Source organism: Methylococcus sp. S1M (assembly GCF_051295855.1).
GTDB lineage: Bacteria > Pseudomonadota > Gammaproteobacteria > Methylococcales > Methylococcaceae > Methylococcus > Methylococcus capsulatus.
Map to the genome: position 1 here is coordinate 186,881 of NZ_JBPDXO010000001.1, position 22,484 is coordinate 209,364.

A 22,484-nucleotide genomic window follows, 5' to 3' on the forward strand; every position below is an offset into this window, starting at 1 on the left:
TGCACAAGGATGAGCGTTCCGGCTACTGGCACGCTTCGCAAGTCGGATCGTCGATCAGGCAGGCTTTGGGTTCGGCCGGCCGGGTGTCGGCGTAGACGGTTTCCAGCGGTCGCAGACCCGGAATCGCATCGTCGATCGGATCGGTCTTCACCGCATTGAGTTTGCCGTCGAAGGCCGTGCTTTTCTCCACGTGGGTCGCCCCCAGTGAACGCAGGTAATAGGTGGTTTTCAGACCGCGCACCCAGGCCAGTTTGTAAAGCGTGTCGAGCTTCTTGCCGGAGGGTTCGGCCAGGTACAGGTTCAGTGACTGCGCCTGATCCAGCCATTTCTGCCGGCGAGAACCGGCCTCGATGAGCCAGCGGACGTCGATTTCGAACGCAGTGGCATAGAGCTGTTTCAGGGTTTCCGGGATGCGTTCGATCTTCTGCACGCTGCCGTCGTAATACTTGAGGTCGTTGATCATGACCGCGTCCCACAGACCCAGGGTCTTGAGGTCCCGGACCAGATAGGGGTTGACCACGGTGAATTCGCCCGACAGGTTCGATTTGACGAACAGGTTCTGGTAGGTCGGCTCGATGGACTGCGAGACGCCGCAGATGTTCGAGATGGTTGCCGTGGGGGCGATGGCCATGGTGTTGCTGTTGCGCATGCCGACCGTGCGAACCCGCTCCCGCAGGGCGTTCCAGTCCAGCGTCTGGCTCCGGTCCATCTGCAGATAGCCGCCGCGGCCCTCTTCCAGCAGGGCGATCGAATCGATCGGCAGGATGCCGCGGCTCCACAGTGAGCCGTCGAAGCTGCTGTAGCGGCCACGCTCGGCGGCCAGGTCGCACGAAGCCTGGATCGCGTAATAGCTAACCGCTTCCATGCTCAGGTCGGCGAAAGCCACTGCTTCCTGCGAGGCATAGGGCAGCCGCAGCTTATACAATGCGTCCTGGAACCCCATGATCCCCAAGCCTACAGGACGGTGACGCAGATTGGAGCGGCGCGCCTGCGGCACGCTGTAGTAGTTGATGTCGATGACGTTGTCCAACATGCGCATGCCGGTGGCGATGGTCCGCTGTAGCTTCTCCGTGTCCAGCGCGCCGTCCGGCGTGATGTGCGCCGCCAGGTTGACCGAGCCCAGATTGCATACGGCGATTTCGTTGTCGTTGGTGTGCAGGGTGATCTCGGTGCAGAGGTTGGACGAATGCACCACGCCGGCATGCTGGTTGGTGTAGCGTAGATTGCACGGGTCCTTGAAAGCCAGCCAGGGGTGGCCAGTCTCGAACAGCATCGACAGCATCTTGCGCCACAACTGGACGGCGGGGAGGCGCTTGTACAGCTTGATTTCGCCGCGGTCGGCCTTGGCTTCGTATTCCTGATAGCGCCGTTCGAAGGACTGGCCCGTCAGATCGTGCAGATCGGGCGTGTCGTTCGGCGAGAATAGGGTCCACTCCCGCTCCTCCGCTACCCTTTTCATGAACAAGTCCGGAACCCAGTTGGCGGTGTTCATGTCGTGGGTACGACGGCGGTCGTCGCCGGTGTTCTTGCGCAGGTCGAGGAACTCCTCGATGTCGATGTGCCAGGTTTCAAGATAGGCGCAGACCGCGCCCTTGCGCTTTCCACCCTGATTGACCGCGACCGCCGTGTCGTTGGCGACCTTGAGGAAGGGCACCACGCCCTGGGATTTGCCATTGGTCCCCTTGATGTGGGCCCCCATGCCCCGCACCCGGGTCCAGTCGTTACCCAAGCCCCCGGCGAACTTGGAGAGCAGGGCGTTGTCCTTGATGGCGCTGTAGATACCGTCCAGGTCATCCGGCACCGTGGTCAGATAGCAGGACGAGAGCTGCGGCCGCAGTGTACCGGCGTTGAACAGCGTCGGTGTTGAAGACATGAAGTCGAAGGACGACAAGAGATCATAGAACTCGATCGCGCGTTCCTCACGGTCGACTTCCTGGATGGCCAGCCCCATGGCGACGCGCATGAAGAAAGCCTGGGGCAATTCGAAGCGGATATCGCCGCTGTGGATGAAATACCGGTCGTACAGGGTCTGGAGACCCAAGTAGTTGAACTGCAGATCGCGTTCCGGTTTGAGCGCTTCCCCCAACCGCTGCAGATCGAAGCGCGCGAGTTCCGGCGACAGCAGCTCCAGCTCGACGCCGCGCTTCACGTAGTCCTTGAAATATTCGCCGTAGCGTTCGCTCATCTCGTCCTGGGTGGCCGAAACGGCGCCGTGGCCGAGGAAGCTCAGAGCTTCCCGCCGCAGCGCATCCAGCAGCAGGCGGGCGGCGACGTAGGAATAGTTGGATTCCTGCTCGATGCGGGTGCGGGCGGTCATTACCAGGGTCGGCGCAACCTCTTTTTCGGGCACGCCGTCGAACAGGTTACGACGGGTCTCCTCGATGATCCATTCCGGTTCGACGTCCGAGAGGCCGCGGCAGGCCTCCTCCACAACGTGGCGGAGGCGAGCGGTGTCCAAGGGCTTACGGGTGCCGTCTTCCAGGGTGACCTGGACCACATCTTCTGCACCGCCCTGCGCTTTTCCCTCATTCTGTTTTTCGGCGCGCAGACGGGCACGCTCTTCCCGGTACAGCACATAGGCGCGGGCGACCTTCTGGTGGCCGGCTCGCATCAGTGCCAGTTCGACCTGGTCCTGGATGTCCTCGATGTGGATGGTGCCACCGCCGGGGAGGCGCCGCAGCAGTGCCCTGACCACCAGGTCGGTCAGCTCTTCCACACTTTCATGGATGCGCCGGCTCGCCGCCGCATTGCCTCCCTCCACGGCGAGAAACGCCTTGGTGATGGCGACGCTGATCTTGGCGGCATCGAAACCCGTCACTTTGCCATTGCGGCGGATGACCCGGACTTCGCCGGGAGAGAGGCTGCGGAGCTCGGCCGAAGTGGCATCGAGCGGAATGTCGGAGAGGGGACGTGCGGCGTTTTCGGTAAGCATGAACAGGACCTCCTGGGTTGTGGTCGTGCGTATGAACACTATAGACGGTGTTTTTTGATCACGTCAATCACATGATATTGTGTCCAGACAGTGGATGACCTGTGGATGACCTGTGGACAAGCTACGCCGGCCCACGCCGGTTCGCATGTCCGGGCGATCGGGTGATACAGTTGCATCTTCCGTTTCCTTCCCTGATGGAGCCCCGATGAGCGCAAATTCCGAGCCGATGCCCCCCGAATCGCTCAGTCCGCCGCAACCGGTCCAGCCGGTCGACGCGGCGCAGGCGGCCGGCATGGTCCGGCTGGAACCCGAGACCCTGGCGAAACTGGACATGAAGGTGGAGGACTTCATCGCCGCCGTCATCGGCCACCCGCTACAGAGCGAGGAGTTCAAGGCCCGACTGGCCGGGGCGCACACCCTGGGGAACGAGGAAATCCGGGCAGCGGCTGGCATTTCCAACCGCCTGCTGGAGAAGCCCATGCGGGCCATGAGCGCCGGGGTGTTCGACAGCGGCTCGGACATTTCCCGCGCCCTGCTGGATCTGCGCGCCAAGGTGGAGGAACTCGACCCCGCGCGCCAGGGCAATCTGCTGGAGCCGCGCAAGCTGCTGGGGCTGATCCCGATGGGCAGCCGCATCCACGACTATTTCCGCCAGTACGAATCGGCTCAGGCCCATATCAACGGCATCATCCAGGCCCTCTACGCCGGCCAGGACGAGCTGCGCAAGGACAATGCCGCGATCGAGGAGGAGAAGATCCAGGCCTGGAAGATCATGGAGAAGCTGGAGCAGTATGCCTATCTCGGCAGCAGGATCGACGCCGCACTGGAGCGGAAACTCGCCGAGATCAAGGCGCAGGACCCGGAGAAAGCCCGTGTGGTCCGCGAGGAGCTGCAGTTCTACGTGCGCCAGAAGGTTCAGGACATTCTGACCCAGCTTGCGGTGACCATCCAGGGCTACCTCGCCATGGACATGATCCGCAAGAACAACCTGGAACTCATCAAGGGCGTGGAGCGGGCGACCACGACCACCATTTCCGCGCTGCGTACCGCGGTCATCGTCGCCCAGGCCCTGGCCAACCAGAAACTGGTGCTGGATCAGGTCGGTGCCTTGCGCGCCACCACCGGCGGCCTGATCGAATCCACCTCGGCCATGCTCAAGCAGCAGGCCGGCCGGGTGCAGGAGCAGGCCGGCGGCACAGCCGTCGATCTGAAACAGCTCCAGGCCGCTTTCCAGAACATCTACGAGACCGTGGACAGGGTCGCTGCGTACAAGCTGCAGGCGCTGGACCACATGCGGCAGACGGTGGATGCCCTGACCCAGGCTGTCGCCAAGTCTAAGACCTATCTCGACCGTACACGGGAAGAGACGGTGGCGGAAGCGGCCGGCACCCTGTCCGCCGCGAAGCAAGATGAGATCGTTCTGTAGTCAGGTCCGGCGCGGCACCATTTCGATCTGGAGGGGGCCGACGCTGTCGAGATGGACGTCGCGCTGCGGGAACGCCAGCGCGATGCCGTCCTCGGCGAAGCGTTTTTCGATCATGAAGCGGAGGTCGCTGGCGATCTGGTAGGCGCTCATGGAGGGGTGCATCTCCAGCCAGTAATAGAGCCCGAACACCAGCGAGTTTTCGCCGAAATCCTCGAACCAGACGAACGGTGCCGGATCGCCGAGAATCAGGCCGTGGCGGCCGGCGCATTCCAGCAGGATGTCGGAAACCCGGTGCGATGGAGAGCCGTAGGCGACGCCGACCTTGACCGAGCGCCTCAGCTTGGGCGTGGTGTAGGTCCAGTTGGTGACCTTGTTTTCGAGAAAGGTCGCATTGGGGAGCATCGTTTCCACCCCGTCGAAGCCGCGCACCGTGGACGAGCGGACGTCGACGTCGGTTACCGTGCCGACGATGCCGTCCACTTCCACGATGTCGCCGACCTTGATCTTGCGTTCGAACAGGATCAGGGCGCCGCTGATGAAATTTTTCAGCAGGGTCTGGGTGCCGAAGCCCACGCCGATGGCGAGGGCGCCGCCGAGGAAGGCGAAGGCGGTGAGCGGGATGCTCATGAAATCGAGCACGACGAGGAGCAGCACCACGATGAAGGCAGCGCGCAGCCAACGGCGGAACAGATTGGCCTGGGGGGCGTCCATGCCGCCGCGGGTGATCAGGACATGCTGGAACCGCCGGGTGAACACGCCGGACAGCCAGTAGCCGAGCAGGAACAGCAGCACCGCACCGACACTCTTGCCGAAAGTCACACTGCGACTGATGGCGACGGCCTTGCCTTCGATTTCGATGCTGTCGTCGACGGCGAACAGTTCGAATTGCCAGACCGATTTGCCGATACCGACGGCTGTGGCGATAAACTCGCCCGACCGCTGTTTGAAGCCGAGCACGCTGAGCTGAACCTTGTGTTCGTCCCGCCAGCGCCGTAGCGTGCGTTCGGTACGGTCCACGAAGAGCCGCAACTTTTGGACGGCTTCCTGGCGGGCGCGGTAGGCTTCGGCCGCCGATTGTTCGTAGTCCCGGATCTGGTCGGAACTGCCTTGCAGCTTGTCCAGCCGTGCCGCCTGGCCGCGTTCTTCCGCATACGCCAGATCCGATTCGCCGTCGAGGTAGGCCAATACGGGCTGCAGCCGTTCGATGCTTTGGCCGATGAGGTCGAGTGCCTGGCGCCGGGCTTCGGGGTCGGAGCTGGTCACCAGGACGTAGCGTTGCTTCCAGAGATCGGACAGATACCGGCCAATCGTCCCCCTCGTGTTTACGGTGTAGCTGCGGAACCGGAGAGTCTGCAGCCAGGCGTCCGCGGCTCTCAGGCGCGCGATGAGCGCATCGATCTCCGGCGCCGGTGTGGCGGCATCGGATTTGGCCTGCTGCAGGGCTCGCGCGGCTGCATCGCGCTCCCGGCTCCAGTGTTCGTGATCGGACAGGATGCTTTGCTGTTCCCGCTCCAGGGGCTGCTGAGACTGCCGCAGGCGCTCGAGTACGTCCTCCAGGTCCCGGGGCGTGAACGAGCCATGGTCCCTGGCCTTGGCGATCTGCCTCTGGAGCAGCGCGGCTTCCGACCTCGAAGCTTCAAGGCGGGTCTTGGCCAGGATGAATTCGAGCCCGCTCCACGCCAACCGGTTGTCCATCACGCGTTGACGCAGTTGGGCCAAGGCTTGGTTCGATTTCGCCTTGGCTCCGTCCTCCGGAGTTTTGGCCTTCTCCACGGCTTCGGCGGCCAGTCTCACTGCGGCCTTTTCCTGCCTGGCGTCCGCCTCGAACCGGACGGCGTCGCGCTGGATCTGGACCTGGGCGGATTCGAAGGCTGCGGTTTTAGTCCGGGCGGCGTCGAGCGCATCCTGAAGATCGTCCAACATCAGCACCGAATAGGGCGGCGGCTGGTCGAAACCCGACCAGGCCGCTTCCTTGGCCTTGGCCTCATCGCGGGCCCGGCTCGCCGCTTCCTGTTCCGACAAGGTCTCCAATTCGGCTTGATAGACGTACACCAGGAGGTCGGCTTGGCGGCGGGCCAGCGCCTTGTCCTCGGGCGTAAATTCCGGCGCGCTTTCCTCGCTCGCCAGTCTGTCGCGCAAGGCGGTGGCGTCTTCCAGTTTTCGCCGGATTTCCGGACGCAGTTCCGCAGGGGCCGGCATTGCGGCCGGGGCAGGGGAAGCTTCCGCCTGGGCATTGCCGCCCGGCACCGCGGGAATCTGGCCGGATGCGCCGGGCGCGGCCAGAGCGAGCAGCGCCAACAGCGCGCCCATACGGCCGCGCACGCTCAGTGTTGCCATCAGGAACCCCATCCGGTCTGCCAGCGGTCAAATTTGTCTTTCAGGAACCGGGCATGCACCGCGATGGCCTGGGCGTCGTCCCGGTACAGGCTGTTCAGCATCTGGCGCAGGGACTGGTCCAGCACGTCGAGCTGTTCATGTAGCACCGCCTGCGCCGTCTTGCCGTGCAGCAGCGGTTCGGTGCGGGCCAGGTCGGCGGGCAGCGCGAGATAGTGCTCCACCGCGTCCGGCAGATATTCCAGGGCGATGCGGCGGACGTCGTAGAGCATGGGGTCGGCCTCATGGGCCGCGCGCAGGAGCCGGTCCAGAGCCGCGAGCAGCGACTCGCCGATGCTGGCGATCCGGGCTTCCGCCTCGGGGTCGAGGCGTCCGGCGATGCGGTTTTGGAGGTTTTCCAGCCGCACCCGTACCGTCGCCGCCGGGTCTTCGTCGAACTGTTCGCGAAGCTGGTCCAGATTGCCGGCGGTGCGGGCGAAACGCTCGCTGAATGTTTCGAACGCGATCTGCCGAAGGCTCTGTTCCAGCGTGTCGAGTTCGGCGACGAGTTGCTGTTCGGGCGTCCTGCCGTCGTCGAGCCTGTGACTGGCGGCGTAGTGCTCGGGAAGTTCCAGATAATGGTTCAGCAGCGCGGGCAGTTCTTCCAGTGCCGCCTTGCGCACCGCCAGCAAGGTCGGCGACTGCTGCGAGCGGGGAAGATCAAGCTGTGGAAGCAGTGACTGCACCAAAGCCTCGGTCTCCGAAAGCCTGGCTTGCAGCGCCGGCAGCCTCGCCCGCGCGCGGGCGCCGTCGAACCGCCGGGCCAGACCCCGCGCCTTTCTCCGCAGTCCCCAGGACAAACCCGCTCCCCGCGCCGGCAGCACCAGCCAGAGCACCAGGTAGAGCCAGAACGTAAAGCTGAAGCTGAAGAAGATCGAGACCAGGAAGATCAGGCGGACCAGCGACACGTCCAGCCCGAAATAGCGTGCGATCCCCGCACACACACCGCCGATGCGGCGGCGGTCGGGATCGCGTTCGAGGCGGGAGGGACGGGGGAGGGGAGAAGGGGGTTGCATGGATCGCATCGAAACCATCGGGCGGCCGTAAACCCGCCAAGCATAGCGCAACTCGGGCCGTGCCTGTTCCCTCCAGTCCGGGATGCGTTCCCCGAAATCCGGGGGTACCCGGTCAGAGGGCGAGTATTCCCAGCAAATGGGAAAAATCGTCCCGGAATCGCGCATCGGTTTCCCGCGCTGTCTGCGCCTCACGGCAGGCGAGCAGCACCGCCGCGGCGTCTCTGCCTCCGAACCTGCGGCCAACTTCCTCGAGGCCATGATCGGTAAGCTCCAGGCACAAAGCTATGGCAAGCTGGAGCGGAAGGGCATGCCGGTTCGACAGCAGATCGCCGGGAGCGATGCCGAAATGGTCCGCCACCGCTGCCTGGACGCGTTCCACGGTGATCATCCGTTCCGGCAAGGCGATGACGTGACGCAGTTCCCAGGCCGCGGTTTCGAGCGTGATGGGCTGCCGGGCGCATGCCGCCAGCCGAAGCAGCGCCCTTTCCAGCTCGGCCAGATCCGTACGGATGCGCCTGCCGAGGAAAAACGCTACCTCCGGAGGCAAGTCGATCCCCCATGTCCGCGCCTTTTGCATGAGGACCGCGGCGCGGGTTTCCAGGTCCGGCGGTTCGATGGACACGGACAGTCCCAGGTTCAATCGCGTCTTGAGATCGCCGGCCACCCCCGTCATGTCGTAGGGAGAGCGGTCGCCCGCCAGCACAATCGACCGGAGGCTTTCGAGCAGCGCATCGAATAGCCAGACCAGTTCAGCCTGGGCGCGAACCTTCCCCGCCAAGCGCTGAACGTCGTCGAACAGCAGGAGGTCGGCACTTTCGTAGCGGCTTCTGAAGCCGGCGACAGCCCCTTCCTGCAGAGCGGCGGCCAGGTCCGCCTCGAAGCCGTCCCCGGTCTGATAGACGATACGGGCCTCGGGATTCAGGCGGAGCCTTTCGTTGCCGATGGCCTGGAGCAGATGTGTCTTGCCCAGACCGGCCGCGCCCCAGATGACCAGAGGGACAGACGCCGGTCCCAGGTTCCGGGCGACCCGCAGCGCAGCCGTTCCGGCCTTGCTGTTCGATCGCGCCTCGATGAAATTGGAAAACCGGAAAGACGGGTTCGGAGTCTCGGGATGCATCGCGGTTACCGTTCGGAAGTCTTCTTGCACAACGTCAGGTTCTCCCCGCCGGCCGCCAGCCAGGCCATGATCGCGGGAGAGAGTTTGTGCGCCTGTTCCCGCAGGCTGGAGGTGGCGCCGCCGTTGCCGCGGTCCTCGGCATTCTTCTGCAATCCCTCCAGCAGCTGATCCAGCGTTTTCTGGGCCAATTGCGCTTTCAGGGTCTGCTCCGCCAGCGCCTTGTTGAGCTCGACCACGCGCTGATCGGCGTCCAGCACCCGGCGGTCGGCCTCCTCGACCTGCCGCTTGAGCTGCTCGTATTTGTCGATCACCTCGGCGGGGGCTTGCGGCCGGACTGCCGTGACAGCGGCGGTGCTGGTCTCCTGAGACGGGGAGGGGAGCCTGACGCGAATGCCCATGAGGTCGGACAGCAGAACGGCGGCGGTGGCCAGAACCACACCGGTGAGGAGACCGGAGGAGAATTTCAGCGCCGAAGCCGGACGGCGGGGTGGGGGAGACGAGTTCGGCTCCAGCGGGAACGGTAGGTATTGGGCCGGATTTGGCCGGGCGTGGCGGCGATCGACTTCACGGATCGATTTGGGCAGGAAATAGCCGGCTTCGCGGTTCATGACGGTGCTCCCTGGAAATAAGGAGCACTCAGCCTAGCCGCACGGGGCGTCGGTTCAGGTCGCGTACGAATTTCCGCGCCGGATGCGACCTGAAACGACGCGGCTCCTCCGTAGGCTATACCCCGAGGGCGCGAACCGCCCGGATCGCAACGACAACGTCAGGAACTAACATGATGGAAACACGCAACGAAGAACACGCCAGCGAACATGCCGCCGCCGTCGGCGCCATCGCCACGGCAGCCGCCCGTGGCGAACTGGACATGGACAGGCTCGGGGAAATCCTGTCCGGCCACTATGGCGAGGTCAACTGCTACCCCGGCAAACCGACCAACGCCTGCCACAATGTGGCGTACTTCATCGCCCTGGAGGGGCTCGCCGGGAGCCGTCTCCGGAGCGACGCCCGGTGCGATGAATGGGAGCGTGAATTTCACCACCATCACCGGTTTCACGGCGGAGACTGGTACGGTTTCGCCCACATCCTCGACCGCTTCGTCCGCCACATGCAAGGCGGCTGCGCCGGCATGACCCGACAGGCCGTCATCATCACCGACGCCTGGGACCCGATCGCCTATGGCTACTGGCGGGCGAACATCGCCCAGATCCGCAAAACCGCCGCGGTCGAGATTCACCTGGTCGGCGATGGCGGCTTGAAACAGCGCATCCTGTAGGCACCCCATGAAATTCTCCGATGAACTGCTGGCCTCCCTGCGTGACGCCCGCCACATCGCGGTGTTCACCGGCGCCGGGGTGTCCGCCGAGAGCGGCATCCCAACCTTCCGCGACGCGCTGACCGGGCTCTGGGAAAACTACGACGCCTCCACCCTCGCCAGCCCCGAAGGCTTCGCGGCCGACCCGGCGCTGGTATGGGGCTGGTACGAATGGCGGCGGACGCGGGTGCTCCGGGCCGAGCCCAACCCGGCGCACTACGCCATCGCCGCGCTGGCGGCGGACTGTCCCCGCCTGACGCTCATCACCCAGAACGTCGACGACCTGCACGAACGCGCCGGCAGCGCCGATCCCATCCGTCTGCACGGCAGCCTGCACCGTCCGCGCTGTTCCGCCTGCGAGGCGCCATATAGGCTGCCGCCCGGCATTCCCGACGAACCCGAAGGCGGCCGGCGTGTCGACCCGCCCCGCTGTGCCCGGTGCGGCGCGCCGGTAAGGCCCGGCGTGGTCTGGTTCGGCGAAAACCTGCCGCAGGCGGCCTGGGACGCCGCGCGCCAGGCCGCCGAGGCCTGCGATCTGATGTTCTCCATCGGCACCTCCGCCCTGGTCTGGCCCGCGGCCCAGTTGCCGGCGCTTGTCGCCCGGCGCGGCGCCACGGTGGTCCAGGTCAACCCCGCCGAAACCGCCCTGGACGGACATGCCGGCTACAATCTGCGGGGCGCGGCGGGCAAGGTCATGCCGCTGCTGCTCCAAGCCCTCAGGAGATCACGCCCATGAAGATCAAACTCCTGGCTGGAGCCGCCCTCGGCATCAGCCTGGCGGCCGCCGCCGACGATCCCGCCCGCTGCTACAACATCCGCGATCCCGATTTGCGCAACGCCTGCCTCGCCGACACCCGCGGCGACAAGAGCCGCTGCTACTCGATCCAGGACCCCGACGCCAAACAGCTCTGCCTCGCCCGCCTCACCGGCGACAAATCGCGCTGCTACAACGTCCGCGACAAAGACCTGCGCGCGGCCTGTCTGGCGGGAATGGGGCGCTGAGCTTGCCGCAAGCCCCCGCCGGTTTCAGAATCGGCTCTCCAGACGCAGAACCGCAGAAAAGAACCGTATGACCGCTCCCGCCAAACGCCTCGCCAGTTATCAAGACCTGTTCGATCTTCCGGACAACGTGATCGGCGAGATTCTGCACGGTCAGCTGATCACCCAGCCGCGGCCCGCGCCTCGGCATGCCCGCGCCGTCTCGGTCCTCGGCGGGGACTTGATGAATCCGTTCGACCACGGCAGAGGCGGCCCCGGCGGCTGGTGGATACTCTTCGAGCCGGAACTCCATCTCGGCGCGCACATCCTGGTCCCCGATCTCGCGGGCTGGCGGCGGGAGCGGATGCCCGTGTTTCCGGATGAGGCCTATTTCACGCTGGCGCCGGACTGGGTCTGCGAAGTGCTCTCGCCGGGCACCGCCCGGATCGACCGCGTGGTGAAGATGCCGCTCTACGCCGAACACGGCGTCGGCTGGCTCTGGCTGGTGGACCCGGACCAGCGCACCCTGGAAGTGTTCCGGCTGCACGAAGGCCATTGGCTGATGGAACAGGCCTGGCAGCAGAACGAAGAGGTTGGCGCCCCGCCCTTCGGCGAATGGCGGTTTGCGCTGGCGGATTTATGGGTGCCGGATGCGACCTAGCATCCGCTCGCTCCGTTCACGGTCGGCGCGGCTACAGTTGTGTCATATGGGTCAAGGCGTCAGCTTCGTCGACCCCGGTGAATACGGTCACTTGGCGAGTTCCCGAAGCACATTGCGCCGCCGCTTCATGATTTCCTCGGCCTCGCTCATTTGCCGCTCGAAGGCAGGATCGTAGCCCAAGATGTGGAAGCCGTCGGGCGACTCGGCCAGGAACACAGCGTCGCCCTTCTCCAACTTCAGCCGCGCCAAGACTTCTTTGGGCAGAATCACTCCGACGGAATCGCCGATCTGGGTCAGTCTGAGGGTGTAGTGCATGGCGGCTCCCTGTCGATGTTATAACGACAGCTATGCTACCGATTACAGGCTGGTTGTGGAAACAAAGCAACGTATGCCAATACCCTATGCCATCCGGTTCCTATGGTACTTCAAACGCTCAGAATGTTTCCGCCCAGCGTTCCCAGAACCCCGGTTCATCGTGGTGCGCATTTTTCATGGCGCTTTCCAGCGACAAATACCAAAATTCCACCTGTGGTTGCCGCATGCTGCCATCCGGATTTTCTAGGAAATCCCGTAGGAAGCAATAGCGTTGATCGCTCTCGTCAAGCGGTATATCGATATATATCTGTCCCCGATAGGCCCTAAGGGAATTCTCATTGGCAAAATCCCCGCAGGGCTGCCAAGTGTAGCCATGTTCTTCCAGCCATGCGAGCACTCGCTGGCGTACGGCGTCATGGCGATATTCATAATTGCGCTCCGATTCGAGACGGAATCCATGAGCGCTATCAGGATGGAAAGTCAAATACAACACGCCTCGTTTCTTTTCACGGGCGATGGCATCGATGTGCTGAATGAGTTGTGGCATAGCGGCGGCTCCGAAGGGGTTACGTTATAAGTATCAAATGGATATAAGAAACATCAAGCCAAAAAACAGATACCGGGGTAGGCTTTGTAAGAAATATTGGATTAAACGACGGAACTCATATGATATTTTTGGCTATCTGTTTTGATCGCGACGTCCACCGCCGCAATGGGCGGCTATTTTTGAAGTATCCGTTTCGCCAGGTCATCTCCAATGCAGAGCAGAAGTATCCCGCCACGCTCCACGACAAAAGTCCTGAGCCCAGCGGAAAGCGCAGCCCTGCGCCGCCTCAACGCCTATTTGGCCGAACTGGAGAACCTCATCGTAAAAGAAGCCATAGCCGCAGATCGGGCCATGCAGGCGCGTAAACACGATCCCGCTGACCCGATGAACGATTACGAGTTGGAAGCGGTGATCACTTACCATCTCAGGCAAGACGATCCGGAGTATCGTTCAGACGACGACAACATCCTCGCCGAGCAGACCGAATACCTCACCGGAATTTCACTCGACGCCGGCGGAAGACTCCGCACGCTGCTGGCCGATGGCCAGAATCACAACGATCATCCGGAAGGCGAAACCCATTGCTGGCTGTATCACGATCTTTACGACCACCTGAACCTGGATTGGGTCAACATGCTACGGATCGGATCGGTATGGCTGGATATCAAGGTCGTTAAGCAATATTTTAATGTTTTCGGGACGGGCTACAGGTCAAACTGAGGAGGTAAACCTATCGTTGATGAGCTCGAATGATAAAAAGTCATGCTCTCAATGCCTCAGCTATCCGGTCGGCAAATTCTCTGTGTGATTCCTCTGTCTTGTTATTGTCGAGCAACTTGCTAACCGGAAAATTGCATAATCCAATTTTCAGATTTTCGTTGCCAGTATATTGCACAATATCATCGTTATCAGCGTTCGCCGGAGCCACAAACAAACCGGTTAACGGACGGCTGCCTTGATTGGAGTAATGCAACAAGTACGTGTTCATCTGATAGAAATCTCCAATTGCCACGGCGTATGGCACTTTTTCATTGCTGCCTAAAATACGATAGTTTTTGTATTTTGCATCAATAATCCCAACCAGTTGGTTTGAGTCTGATTTGTATACCAAGAAGTCCGGCCGGATGGGTCTTGCATTTCCTTCCAACATGAACGTTCTCGCATTACTGTAGTTTGGCGATTCGATCCTGAACTCAGGCGGAAGATGTCTTTTCAAGACGCAGAAAATATAATCCTCCCACAGCGAAGCCAAGTCGACGAAGAGAGCGGACGGCATTCCCATGCCATCGAAGCCGAACCTGTCCGCACCGGAATTTCCCAAGATCATCTTGGCCAAGGACATTGCAGGCCGATAGGTCTCAGTCACCATCGTGAAGTCGATGTCATCGATTTCATCCGGAGTAATTTCCGGGTCACACTTCACTCCTAACGACAGGAGTTTTTCGCAGTGTTCCAAGGCTTCCCATAACATCCCGTCAGGTACATTCTGCTCGTTGAGGCGTAGTGTAGCGGCTAGAACGGCACGGTTGATAGGCACATTGAAACTAAGCTCATCGAATTCGCAGCATTGCTTGACCTGATTGACGATATTCTTTCGGATATGGTCCGAAAAAACTATTCGCCCCCTCACGGTATCCAGGTTTTTTGTCGTCGTAATGTATGACTTCGGAATGATGTTATTGATCATTCCCCGCTCAAGCGCAGCCAGCCATAAAATCGCCATAAACCAAGGCCAGGAAAAGCCATTTCCATTTTCTTTCCACCGGTCTTGGCCTTCCGCCAAGTGCGCATTGTTGGCGTAGCCCAGCATGTGACAAAACAGCCTCCAGCCATTTTCATCATTCTGCGGTGTATCATCCAAAAATAACCTTGGAGCGATGTTTATACAAACGTCGTCCGTTATGAAAAAACCCACATAATGGCTGGTGAAGACATCGACTATATCGTTTGCATTTCGATGATAGGTGATTGGCGATGTCTCCAGAGCCTTTATCTTCGCCCCCGCCCACTGGAGTGCGCGAAGCTTATCTCGTGGCGCTGTGCCATGGCCTGCTGGTTCAATAAGTTCATCGAGGGTGTCGAGCGCTTGTATGATATTTCCGATGGAGCGATTAACGAGCCGTTCACCTTCGAGTTGGCTATCCTTCAGGTGGAGTTTAATCATAGAGCTAATCAACGAAACGTTGCCGAATATCATCTAATATATTTTTGCCGTCGGCGTATCTCTTTCCTAGATATTCCTCGAGGAGAGGCAGGATGTGGTAATCCCATAGGATGCCACGACAATCTTTCCAATGCTCGTCCAGGGGCGTGGTTGAGTTTTTTGGACCCTGATTGATGTAGTCCTTGATTCGAATGAAGTACGAATGGCCTATGGGGCGATCAGACGGAAGATGTAGTTCTTGCATAATCTTGTTGCTAACTGTCCTGCAACGGTCGATGTAATCATCAACCTGTGTCAGAGCCGTGGGGTTCGTGTGATATTCGTGATAAAGTACGGCATAAGCAATATCGATATCGGAGTCAAGATATTCGAAAGCAAACCTTCGCTGCAAGGCGACGTCGAATGTCACCAAGCTCTTGTCGATATTGTTCATGGTGCCGATGATGTAAAGATTCTCCGGCACCACGATGTTGCCATTATTTGGAGTCCTCACGGGTTGTCCTCGGTATTCCAGTGCATAAAGCAATTCGCCGAGAACAGCCGGAAGATTGGCGCGATTGATTTCATCGAGAATCAGTACGTAGTTCTGCGTAGGGTTCCTCCGGGCCGCGTCACAAATTTTCTTGAAAATGCCCACTACAAGCGTGTAGCGGAGAGTCCCTGCCTTCAAATCGGGACGAATGCCACCCACGAAATCTTCGTAGCAGTAAGAAGGATGAAACTGAACGATGTCCCAAGATCCGTTTCCGTTTCCGAACCGACGATTTGTTAGTTCGGCGTCGGCATTACACTGGTTCAGTTTCAGCAGCTTTGCCGCCAAGGCTTTGGCCAGATAGGTTTTTCCGGTTCCTGGTGGACCATAGAAAATAAGCTGCTTTGCGACCTTAATTACTTCTTCTAAATGCTCCGTACGAGCTTTGATCAATTGGCAACTCATTTGTTTTAGACACTCGATCCGTTTTTTATCGATCTCTTGTTGATGCTGATTTAACGCCTCCGCAGTTAGGGAATCAGAAGCCGGGGCGACACTATGCCCATACTTTTTAACAAACACGTCCCAAGCTTTCTCGATAGCCGGGGAATTATCATGATTTTCTACGATTCCTGGAATGCCCTGTCCAGCATTAAGTGCCGGCAAAGATGTGCCGTGTGGTAAATTAGAGGTAAAAATACTCCAATCTACCCAATTCACGGGGAAAAGGCAGTGCGCATATTCGCAGTGACCTGGAGTACTGCAAGTTACACAACTCGCATGATAATCTTCGTATATGTATACGAAATCATCAGGAATCTGGCATATTCCAACAATTGTATTTCCTTGGTAGCCAATAATAATATCGCCTTTCCCGATCTTACTTAATAGGTTTGTTAATGTTCGTTGTGCTTTCGCCGTATCTGGCATTGGCCGCAGCTTTTTCAACCATCTTTCAGTTTTATTTGTATCTGGTCCAAAAAGAAAAGATAAATCGCCAGTCCCATGCCATCCCTGTGCGACGACATTTCTTGCAGATAGCTCCAGGTAACTGCTACATCCAACATCAATTCCTAGTTTCCAGACTGTCATCGTTTCCTCCTGACTTTTGCGCCCGCGGTTCGTGAAAGGTAGCCCGATAGGGCCGCGTTGTTGCCTTGGTTAGAATAGCATATTGGCTATTTATTGTTTGTATATTTTTCAATCTTCTTTTGCAATTCGGCTATTTGGCTTTGTTGTTCTTTCGTTAATCTGGTGAGTTCGGCAATTTCGTTAGATGAAGCTGGCCGCTGCGCCGCTTGTTGCATCCGAAGACTCTCCATCTGCCGTCGCTGCGCTTCCTCCTGCATCGCCATGGCCTGATGCTGCTGGTAAAGGGAGGTTCCCATGCCCATGATCGACGGGATCATGTATAGGTAGGAGGCGTCGGCCTGAGTGGCCGATGAAAACTGCAATGATGCCGTGAAGGCCATTATCGTGATGGCGGAATTATACGGTTTCATGGGGTTACTCCGGTGTTCTTGATTGTTAACAAGGCAACGGCATGGTTTGATTTCCCTCACCCTGGTCCTCTCCCAGAGGGAGAGGGTATGTTGTCCGACATGGTTCCGTAACCGGTCATCGAGCCGGGAATCTTTTCCTCCCCCAGCCCTGTCATTCCTGCTCGCCGGTTTCCGGTCCCGAGGGTTTCTCGAGGTATTTCTTCGCCAGCCAGCGCGTCCGTTTCGCCATCGCCTCGCGCAGTTCGGCGGGCTCGAGCACTTCCACGTCGGCGCCGAACGAGCAGAGCCACCATTCGAGCTGGCCGGTGTGCAGGACGGTGGCGGTGAGCACGAAGTGGTAGGGATCGCAGGGCTCCACCTTCTGGTCGTCGGAAAGGGGGGTGTCCAACAGGTGCTGGCCGACGGGGTTGTAGAACCGGGCGACGAGGCGGATCGGTTCGAGGCTGCCGCCCATGCCGAACAGGCCGTCGGCGATGGCGCGGTCGAGGTCGAAACCCGCGGGACGTTCGGCGGGGGCGTCCAGCCGCTCGGCGTTCTTGAAGCGGTGGAGGGCGACGACCCGCGGGTCGTCGTAGCCGTCGTAGGTGCAGACCAGGTAGATCGAGACGCCGCGCTGGACGAGGGCGAGGGGGTGCAGGGTGTATTCCACCGGCTTGTCCTGCCAGGGCTTCTGGTAGTTCACCCGGAGCTGTTTGCCGCGGTCCAGGGCCTCGAACACGGTGTCGCGCACTGCCGCGTCGACCTGCGGCGGCAGCAGCGGCTGCCAGGCGGGCAGGGTGCGTATCTTGTCCTGCCAGTGGCGTCTTTCGGGGTTCCTGGCTTGATCGGTCTCGAGTTTTTCTTCGGCGTGACCGAACACGGCCTGCAGGGGTTCGAGGTGCGCGGGCGGCAGCAGGGGGGCGAGCTGTTGCTTGACCAGGGCTAGGGTCTGGGCTTCCCGCAGCGTCAGGCCGGGGATGTCGAGCGAGGCGCCTTTTCCCCAGCACCAGCCGTAAGGTGTGCCTTTGTCGTTGCAGTGGAGGGGGAATTGCTGGCTGAGCGTGCCGAGCGCGCGTTCGATCCAGCGTTTGTCGACGCTTTCTCCGAGCCGTTCGCTGAGCTTGGTTTGCAGTTCACTGGCGGTGGCCTGGGCGGGATGCTTGGGGATCAGCTTCAGCAGCTCGAAATACTGGGAAAGGGATTCGCCGTACTGTTTTCTGGCCATGGGGGTTCTCGTTGCGGTTCGGTTTCGGAGAGTTAGGAGTTAAAAAGGACCCTCACCCTAGCCCTCTCCCAGGGGGAGAGGGTAAGTAAGCTGTGCCTTCCAGGTACCAGGCCAGACGGACCATGGCGAGGGTGTCGAGCCGGCAATAGTCGAGCAGGTTCCGCCGCAGTTCGCCGCGGCGTTGCGGGACCGTGCCGGGGTCGATGAGTTCGGCGTAGGCCTCCTGAGCCATGGCGCCGTGCTGGACTTGCAAGGCCGTGTAATCGAGGTCCGGGGCGAGGGTGGGCAGCACGCTCTTGATCGACCAGGAGCCGTCCATGCCGGGATGATAGTAGTGTTTGCGGACGAGAGGCAGCAGGTCGACCATGCGGTCGCCGATCGCCAGCAGCGGCGCGGACAGGTCGGGGAAATCGCTTGCCAGTTCGTTCGTGCGGGTACGTTCGAAGCCGATGTTGTAGACGAATACCGGGCCGTGTTCGCCCAGCGCTTCGACCAGGGCTTGGGCGAAGGGGCGGCGCGGGTCGTCGCCGCTGCCGTCGAGGAATTCCAGGTGGCGCAGCTCGCCTGGCGCGTCCTCGACATGGCAGGACCATTGGAACACGAGCTGCTGGTAGGGGCGGGTGCCGGCCCAGCGGGGCACGGCGAACTGGATGCTCTCGAAGTCCAGGTAGTAGCGCGGGTATTGGTGTCGGGACAGGGCGGCCGCGGCGGCGGGATCGAGCTCGGCTTGGCCGCTGAGGGCGACCCGGTGGATGCGCCGGTGTTTCGGTTTGGCGAGGCGTTCGGCAGGCACGTCGCGCAGATCCCGGTAGCCTTCGGCTTCGAGTTCTTCGATCAGCTTGCCGGGGTACGGCAGCAGCCGCAGCGGGAATTCGGATTCTTCGGGTAGCCCCGCGGCGTCGGCGCAATGAGTCAGGAACGGACAGTCGTAGGGGGTATGGCATTGCGCCCCCGGCGCGATGGCCGGTTCGCCGCGTTCGAGCGTGGCGCGGGCGGCTTCGATCCAGCCGGGCACTTGGGATATCAGGGGTTCGATGGTCCCGGTCAGATCGACGTGCCGCAGCAATCCGCGGTAGTCGCCGCCGCCGGGATAGACGAAGCCGCTGTCGACGTGGGCCAGCTCGACCCGGTTCAAGCTCAGGCCGGCCTGGCGGCAGACCCAGGCCTGGATGGCGCAGTCGCTGAGGTGATAGTCCTTCACCCGTGTGCTGGCTTTCACTTCGACCAGCCGGTGCTCTCCCTCTTCCGGTATCAGCACGTCGGCCCGGATCAGCACGCCCTCATGCTCGAAGGTGGCTTCGAACAGCGTCCGGTTCAGTTGGGAGGCCAGCGCCAGCCGGGTGTCGGCCAGGGCATCCGCCAGGTTGGCTCCGTCGATGAGCCAGCCATCCGGATACAGCGTCCGCGCCACCTCGCCGATACCGTAGCCGTGTTGGATGGCGATGGACGAGGCATCGGCCCATTCGGTCAGCTCCGGCCGATGAACCTGCAGCCAGAGGCACTTCGGGCACTGGCGGTGGGCCATCAGTTTCGATTTGGACAAGCCGTAGGCCACGTAATACGCCTCCCGGGAATGAGGAGTTCAGTTTAGCCCCACTCGCGTCAGCACACGTCGCACCCGGCTTTCGACGGTGAGCAGGCAGGGCGCAGGCCTGCCGGCGAAACCCGTGCCGCAACGAGTGCGACTTCAACTGTCGTGGTGATCACATTCAATGGTTCTCCGCCACCCGGCACACGATCCACCCTGCCCTTGGAGAGACACACCATGGCCCGGAAACCTCAACATCTGTCCTCCCGCGAACTGCTCGAGCGCATCGGCCTGAGCGAGGACAATCCCATCCCTTTGCTCGAGGATGAGCCGCTGGACGGCATGCGGGGCGACATCGCCGCGGCCCTGCGAACGCGCTACCGCCTGTTCTCCCAGACTCACCGCTTTGCTCCGGGCGATCTGGTGACGTGGAAGCCCGGCCTGAAGAACAGACGGATTCCCCGGTACGGCCAGCCGGCGGTCGTGGTCGCCTTGCTGGAGCCGCCGGTCCTCGACCATGAGGAGGAAAGCGGCAGCACCTACTTCCGCGAACCGCTGGACCTGGTGCTAGGCGTGGTCTGGGACCGCGATCCCGGCCGCGGCGAATTCGTCACCTTCCACTTCGACAGCCGCCGCTTTCAACCCTGGAGGGAGAACGCATGACACCACCGATGCATCGAAGCTTGTGGCGCGCCGAATTCGCCGCCGTGCCTCCGGTCGAACGCCGTCTGGCGCGGTACGCGCTGCAGTTGTTCCGGCACGATCCGCAGCGTGCCCTGAATCTGTCGGACCATGAGGTGCTCGGTGCCTTGTGGCGGCTGACGGCGCCGCTGCTCGATCCGCGGGCGGCCCGTGAACTCATGGGTTGTTCCGAGGAAGAGGTCCCATGGGCTGGCGAGGCTTTGGAGCCGGAAACGCTCTCGGGGGAAGAGGTCGTCCGGGATCTGGAAGCGGCCTTTGCCCGCGACCGGAACGAACCGGCCCGGCCCGCGCCGGTCGTCGAACGGCGGCAGCGCTGCCGGGCGGTGTTCGAGACGCTGCCGCAGCAGATTGTGAGGCGTCTGACCGAGGCCGACGGCGTGGCGCCGACGTCCTCCACCGTTGCGACCCTGGGCCAGGCCCTGGGGCTGAGCGCCACCGAGATCCTGATCCTCGACTATCTCGAACACCGGGAATTGAGCCGACCGCTCCGTGTGTTGCTGCGTGCCGAGCCGGGCGCTCGATACGCCACACGCGCCGTTGGCCGGCTCAACCTCGTACGCCTGGCTGCCATGCTGGGCGTGGAGCCGGAGGCGGTGCGGGGCGCCCTGGCCAGGCAGGCACCTTTGCAGTCGTTGGAGCTGGTCGAGTGCGATTCGGGGCTTCAGAGAGATCTGGAGGATTTCCTCAGTCCCACCAACTTGCTGCGCCGGGTGCTCGAGGCCGCTCCGCCGGATGCCGACGCTCTGCTGGCCGAGCTGATCGAACCCGCTCCCGCCGGTGTCTGGCCATTGGAGGCCTTTCCCCATTTGCGGGACACGACGGAGCGACTGCAGGGGGTATTGGGTCGCGCCGCGGCGGAGGGGGCGGTGGGAATCAATCTGCTGTTCTACGGCCCGCCCGGCACCGGCAAGACGGAGCTGGCGCGCGCGCTGGCCCAGGCTTCCGGACTGTGCGCCTACCAGGTCAGGAGTAGCGATGACGACGGCGACGGGTTGAATCGCGAAGGCCGGCTGTCGGCTTACCAGCTCGCACAGCGCCTGCTCGCCCGGCGGCGGGGCGCCATGCTGATCTTCGACGAGGTCGAGGACGTGTTCGAAATGTCCGACCCGCTGTTTTCCTGGATGCGCGGACGCGGCGCCACCGGCCGCCAGAAGGGCTGGATGAACCGCATCCTGGAAGAGAACCCGGTGCCGGCGATCTGGGTCACCAACGCCACGGATTGCTTCGATCCGGCTTTCCTGCGGCGCTTCCTGCTGCCGGTCGCCTTCGTTCAGCCACCGCGCTCGGTGCGCCGGCAGATGGTGGAGTCTCACCTCGGCGAGTGCGCGGTCCCGCCGTCGCTGCTGGACGAGCTGGCTGATGACGCGGCGCTTGCCCCGGCCCAGTTGGGCTCGGCGCGCCGATTGTGGGAGCTGCTGCCGGAAGCGCCGCCCGAGGAGACGATCCGGGCCGGTGTGGCCGCGCTCCGCACGCTGTTGCACGGTTCGCCCTCACCCCGCCGGCGCAGGGCTGCCACCCGGTTCGATGCGGCCTTCCTGAATCTGGCCGGCGGAGTGAGTCCCGGCGCCATCGTCCGGGCCCTTTCGCAGCACGGCCACGGCAGCCTGTGCTTCTATGGCCCGCCGGGCACCGGCAAAACCGCCTTCGCCGAAATCCTGGCCGAGGCGCTCGACCGGGAACTGGTGGCGCGCCAGGCTTCGGATCTGCTTTCCCCCTTCGTGGGTGAAACCGAGCGGAATCTGGCCCGTCTGTTTCTGGAGTGCGATCCCTCGCAGTCGGTCCTGCTGCTCGATGAGGTCGACAGCTTCCTGACCGACCGGCGCCAAGCGCAACGGTCCTGGGAGCGCACCCAGGTCAACGAGCTGCTGCAGCAGATGGAGCGCTACCCCGGCATCTTCATCGCCGCCACCAATCTGATGAGCGGCATCGATGCGGCGGCCTTGCGCCGGTTCGATTTCAAGTTGCATTTCCGCGCCTTGACCCCCGCGCAGCGGCTCGCTCTGTTTGCGCGGGAGGCTTTCGGGGATGCCACGGCGCCGGTGCCGGCGGACCTGATCTATGCGCTGGAGGGCTTACAGGGCCTCACGCCCGGCGATTTCTCCGCGGTCACGCGCCAGTGCACGCTGCTCGGCGAGCGGCTGGCCCCGGAGCAGTTCCTGCGCCGACTGGCGGCGGAATGCCGGCTGAAGCGGACGGAGCCCCTGGAGGAGGCTTGATAAACCGGCAGTCGGC

The 22,484-nt window shown here is 61.9% G+C and carries 20 protein-coding genes; 8 read left to right on the forward strand and 12 right to left on the reverse strand.

Features of this window, described 5'->3' with window-relative positions; all coding sequences use genetic code 11:
• Positions 1–22 precede the first annotated feature (22 nt).
• Positions 23–2,932 (reverse strand): ribonucleoside-diphosphate reductase subunit alpha, encoded by a 2,910-nt coding sequence (locus ACSHWJ_RS00820; RefSeq protein ID WP_432539160.1) that lies wholly within the window; start codon positions 2,930–2,932, stop codon positions 23–25.
• A 205-nt stretch (positions 2,933–3,137) separates the two neighbouring features.
• On the opposite strand from ACSHWJ_RS00820, the gene ACSHWJ_RS00825 reads away from it, so the two are divergent.
• A complete protein-coding gene (locus ACSHWJ_RS00825) occupies positions 3,138–4,358 on the forward strand; it encodes a toxic anion resistance protein (protein ID WP_432539161.1) in 1,221 nt (406 codons plus the stop codon).
• On the opposite strand, the gene ACSHWJ_RS00830 is transcribed toward ACSHWJ_RS00825, so the two are convergent.
• From ACSHWJ_RS00830 to ACSHWJ_RS00845, 4 genes are all read right to left on the reverse strand, one after another.
• Positions 4,359–6,695, reverse strand: a complete 2,337-nt coding sequence (locus ACSHWJ_RS00830) for a mechanosensitive ion channel domain-containing protein (RefSeq protein ID WP_256996457.1) — start codon at positions 6,693–6,695, stop codon at positions 4,359–4,361. It lies immediately after the preceding gene.
• A complete protein-coding gene (locus tag ACSHWJ_RS00835) occupies positions 6,695–7,747 on the reverse strand; it encodes a PspC domain-containing protein (RefSeq protein ID WP_218797790.1) in 1,053 nt (350 codons plus the stop codon). The genes ACSHWJ_RS00830 and ACSHWJ_RS00835 overlap by 1 nt, the downstream gene beginning before the upstream one ends.
• Positions 7,748–7,859: 112 nt before the next feature.
• On the reverse strand, positions 7,860–8,864 hold the full coding sequence (locus tag ACSHWJ_RS00840) for a chromosomal replication initiator protein DnaA (RefSeq protein WP_218797789.1): 1,005 nt from the start codon (positions 8,862–8,864) through the stop codon (positions 7,860–7,862).
• Positions 8,865–8,869: 5 nt separating this feature from the next.
• Positions 8,870–9,472: a hypothetical protein gene (locus tag ACSHWJ_RS00845; RefSeq protein WP_218797788.1), complete on the reverse strand. Its 603-nt coding sequence runs from the start codon at positions 9,470–9,472 to the stop codon at positions 8,870–8,872.
• Between the two features lie 170 nt (positions 9,473–9,642).
• Here ACSHWJ_RS00845 and ACSHWJ_RS00850 point away from each other — a divergent pair, with 170 nt between their 5' ends.
• The 4 genes from ACSHWJ_RS00850 (at position 9,643) to ACSHWJ_RS00865 (ending at position 11,818) form a co-directional block, all read left to right on the forward strand.
• Positions 9,643–10,140, forward strand: coding sequence for a hypothetical protein (locus tag ACSHWJ_RS00850; RefSeq protein ID WP_218797787.1), 498 nt, complete (start codon positions 9,643–9,645; stop codon positions 10,138–10,140).
• A 7-nt stretch (positions 10,141–10,147) separates the two neighbouring features.
• On the forward strand, positions 10,148–10,915 hold the full coding sequence (locus ACSHWJ_RS00855; RefSeq protein ID WP_218797786.1) for an SIR2 family NAD-dependent protein deacylase: 768 nt from the start codon (positions 10,148–10,150) through the stop codon (positions 10,913–10,915).
• Positions 10,912–11,181: a hypothetical protein gene (locus ACSHWJ_RS00860; RefSeq protein WP_010960885.1), complete on the forward strand. Its 270-nt coding sequence runs from the start codon at positions 10,912–10,914 to the stop codon at positions 11,179–11,181. The genes ACSHWJ_RS00855 and ACSHWJ_RS00860 overlap by 4 nt, the downstream gene beginning before the upstream one ends.
• Before the next feature lie 67 nt (positions 11,182–11,248).
• A complete protein-coding gene (locus ACSHWJ_RS00865) occupies positions 11,249–11,818 on the forward strand; it encodes a Uma2 family endonuclease (RefSeq protein WP_218797785.1) in 570 nt (189 codons plus the stop codon).
• Between the two features lie 87 nt (positions 11,819–11,905).
• Here the strand turns inward: ACSHWJ_RS00865 and ACSHWJ_RS00870 are convergent, their stop codons facing one another.
• Positions 11,906–12,133, reverse strand: coding sequence for an AbrB/MazE/SpoVT family DNA-binding domain-containing protein (locus tag ACSHWJ_RS00870; protein ID WP_218797784.1), 228 nt, complete (start codon positions 12,131–12,133; stop codon positions 11,906–11,908).
• 118 nt (positions 12,134–12,251) lie between these two features.
• Positions 12,252–12,680, reverse strand: coding sequence for a hypothetical protein (locus ACSHWJ_RS00875; protein ID WP_218800128.1), 429 nt, complete (start codon positions 12,678–12,680; stop codon positions 12,252–12,254).
• Positions 12,681–12,890: 210 nt separating this feature from the next.
• Here ACSHWJ_RS00875 and ACSHWJ_RS00880 point away from each other — a divergent pair, with 210 nt between their 5' ends.
• Complete coding sequence (locus ACSHWJ_RS00880) at positions 12,891–13,400, forward strand: hypothetical protein (RefSeq protein WP_218800127.1); 510 nt, start codon at positions 12,891–12,893, stop codon at positions 13,398–13,400.
• Positions 13,401–13,440: 40 nt separating this feature from the next.
• Here ACSHWJ_RS00880 and ACSHWJ_RS00885 read toward each other — a convergent pair whose 3' ends face one another.
• The 5 genes from ACSHWJ_RS00885 to ACSHWJ_RS00905 all read right to left on the reverse strand — a co-directional run bounded on the left by ACSHWJ_RS00885 (position 13,441) and on the right by ACSHWJ_RS00905 (position 19,577).
• Complete coding sequence (locus ACSHWJ_RS00885) at positions 13,441–14,844, reverse strand: McrC family protein (RefSeq protein WP_218800126.1); 1,404 nt, start codon at positions 14,842–14,844, stop codon at positions 13,441–13,443.
• A 4-nt stretch (positions 14,845–14,848) separates the two neighbouring features.
• Entirely contained in the window at positions 14,849–16,408 is a 1,560-nt protein-coding gene (locus tag ACSHWJ_RS00890) for an McrB family protein (RefSeq protein ID WP_432539162.1), read from the reverse strand.
• Positions 16,409–16,494: 86 nt separating this feature from the next.
• Entirely contained in the window at positions 16,495–16,818 is a 324-nt protein-coding gene (locus ACSHWJ_RS00895) for a hypothetical protein (protein WP_218800124.1), read from the reverse strand.
• Positions 16,819–16,969: 151 nt separating this feature from the next.
• Positions 16,970–18,022: a helix-turn-helix transcriptional regulator gene (locus ACSHWJ_RS00900; protein ID WP_218797778.1), complete on the reverse strand. Its 1,053-nt coding sequence runs from the start codon at positions 18,020–18,022 to the stop codon at positions 16,970–16,972.
• Between the two features lie 52 nt (positions 18,023–18,074).
• Positions 18,075–19,577, reverse strand: coding sequence for a DUF2779 domain-containing protein (locus ACSHWJ_RS00905; protein WP_218797777.1), 1,503 nt, complete (start codon positions 19,575–19,577; stop codon positions 18,075–18,077).
• Between the two features lie 210 nt (positions 19,578–19,787).
• On the opposite strand from ACSHWJ_RS00905, the gene ACSHWJ_RS00910 reads away from it, so the two are divergent.
• Together ACSHWJ_RS00910 and ACSHWJ_RS00915 are read left to right on the forward strand one after the other, a co-directional pair.
• Entirely contained in the window at positions 19,788–20,213 is a 426-nt protein-coding gene (locus tag ACSHWJ_RS00910) for a hypothetical protein (RefSeq protein WP_218797776.1), read from the forward strand.
• An 8-nt stretch (positions 20,214–20,221) separates the two neighbouring features.
• Positions 20,222–22,468: an AAA family ATPase gene (locus tag ACSHWJ_RS00915; RefSeq protein ID WP_218797775.1), complete on the forward strand. Its 2,247-nt coding sequence runs from the start codon at positions 20,222–20,224 to the stop codon at positions 22,466–22,468.
• The last annotated feature ends 16 nt before the right edge of the window (positions 22,469–22,484 follow it).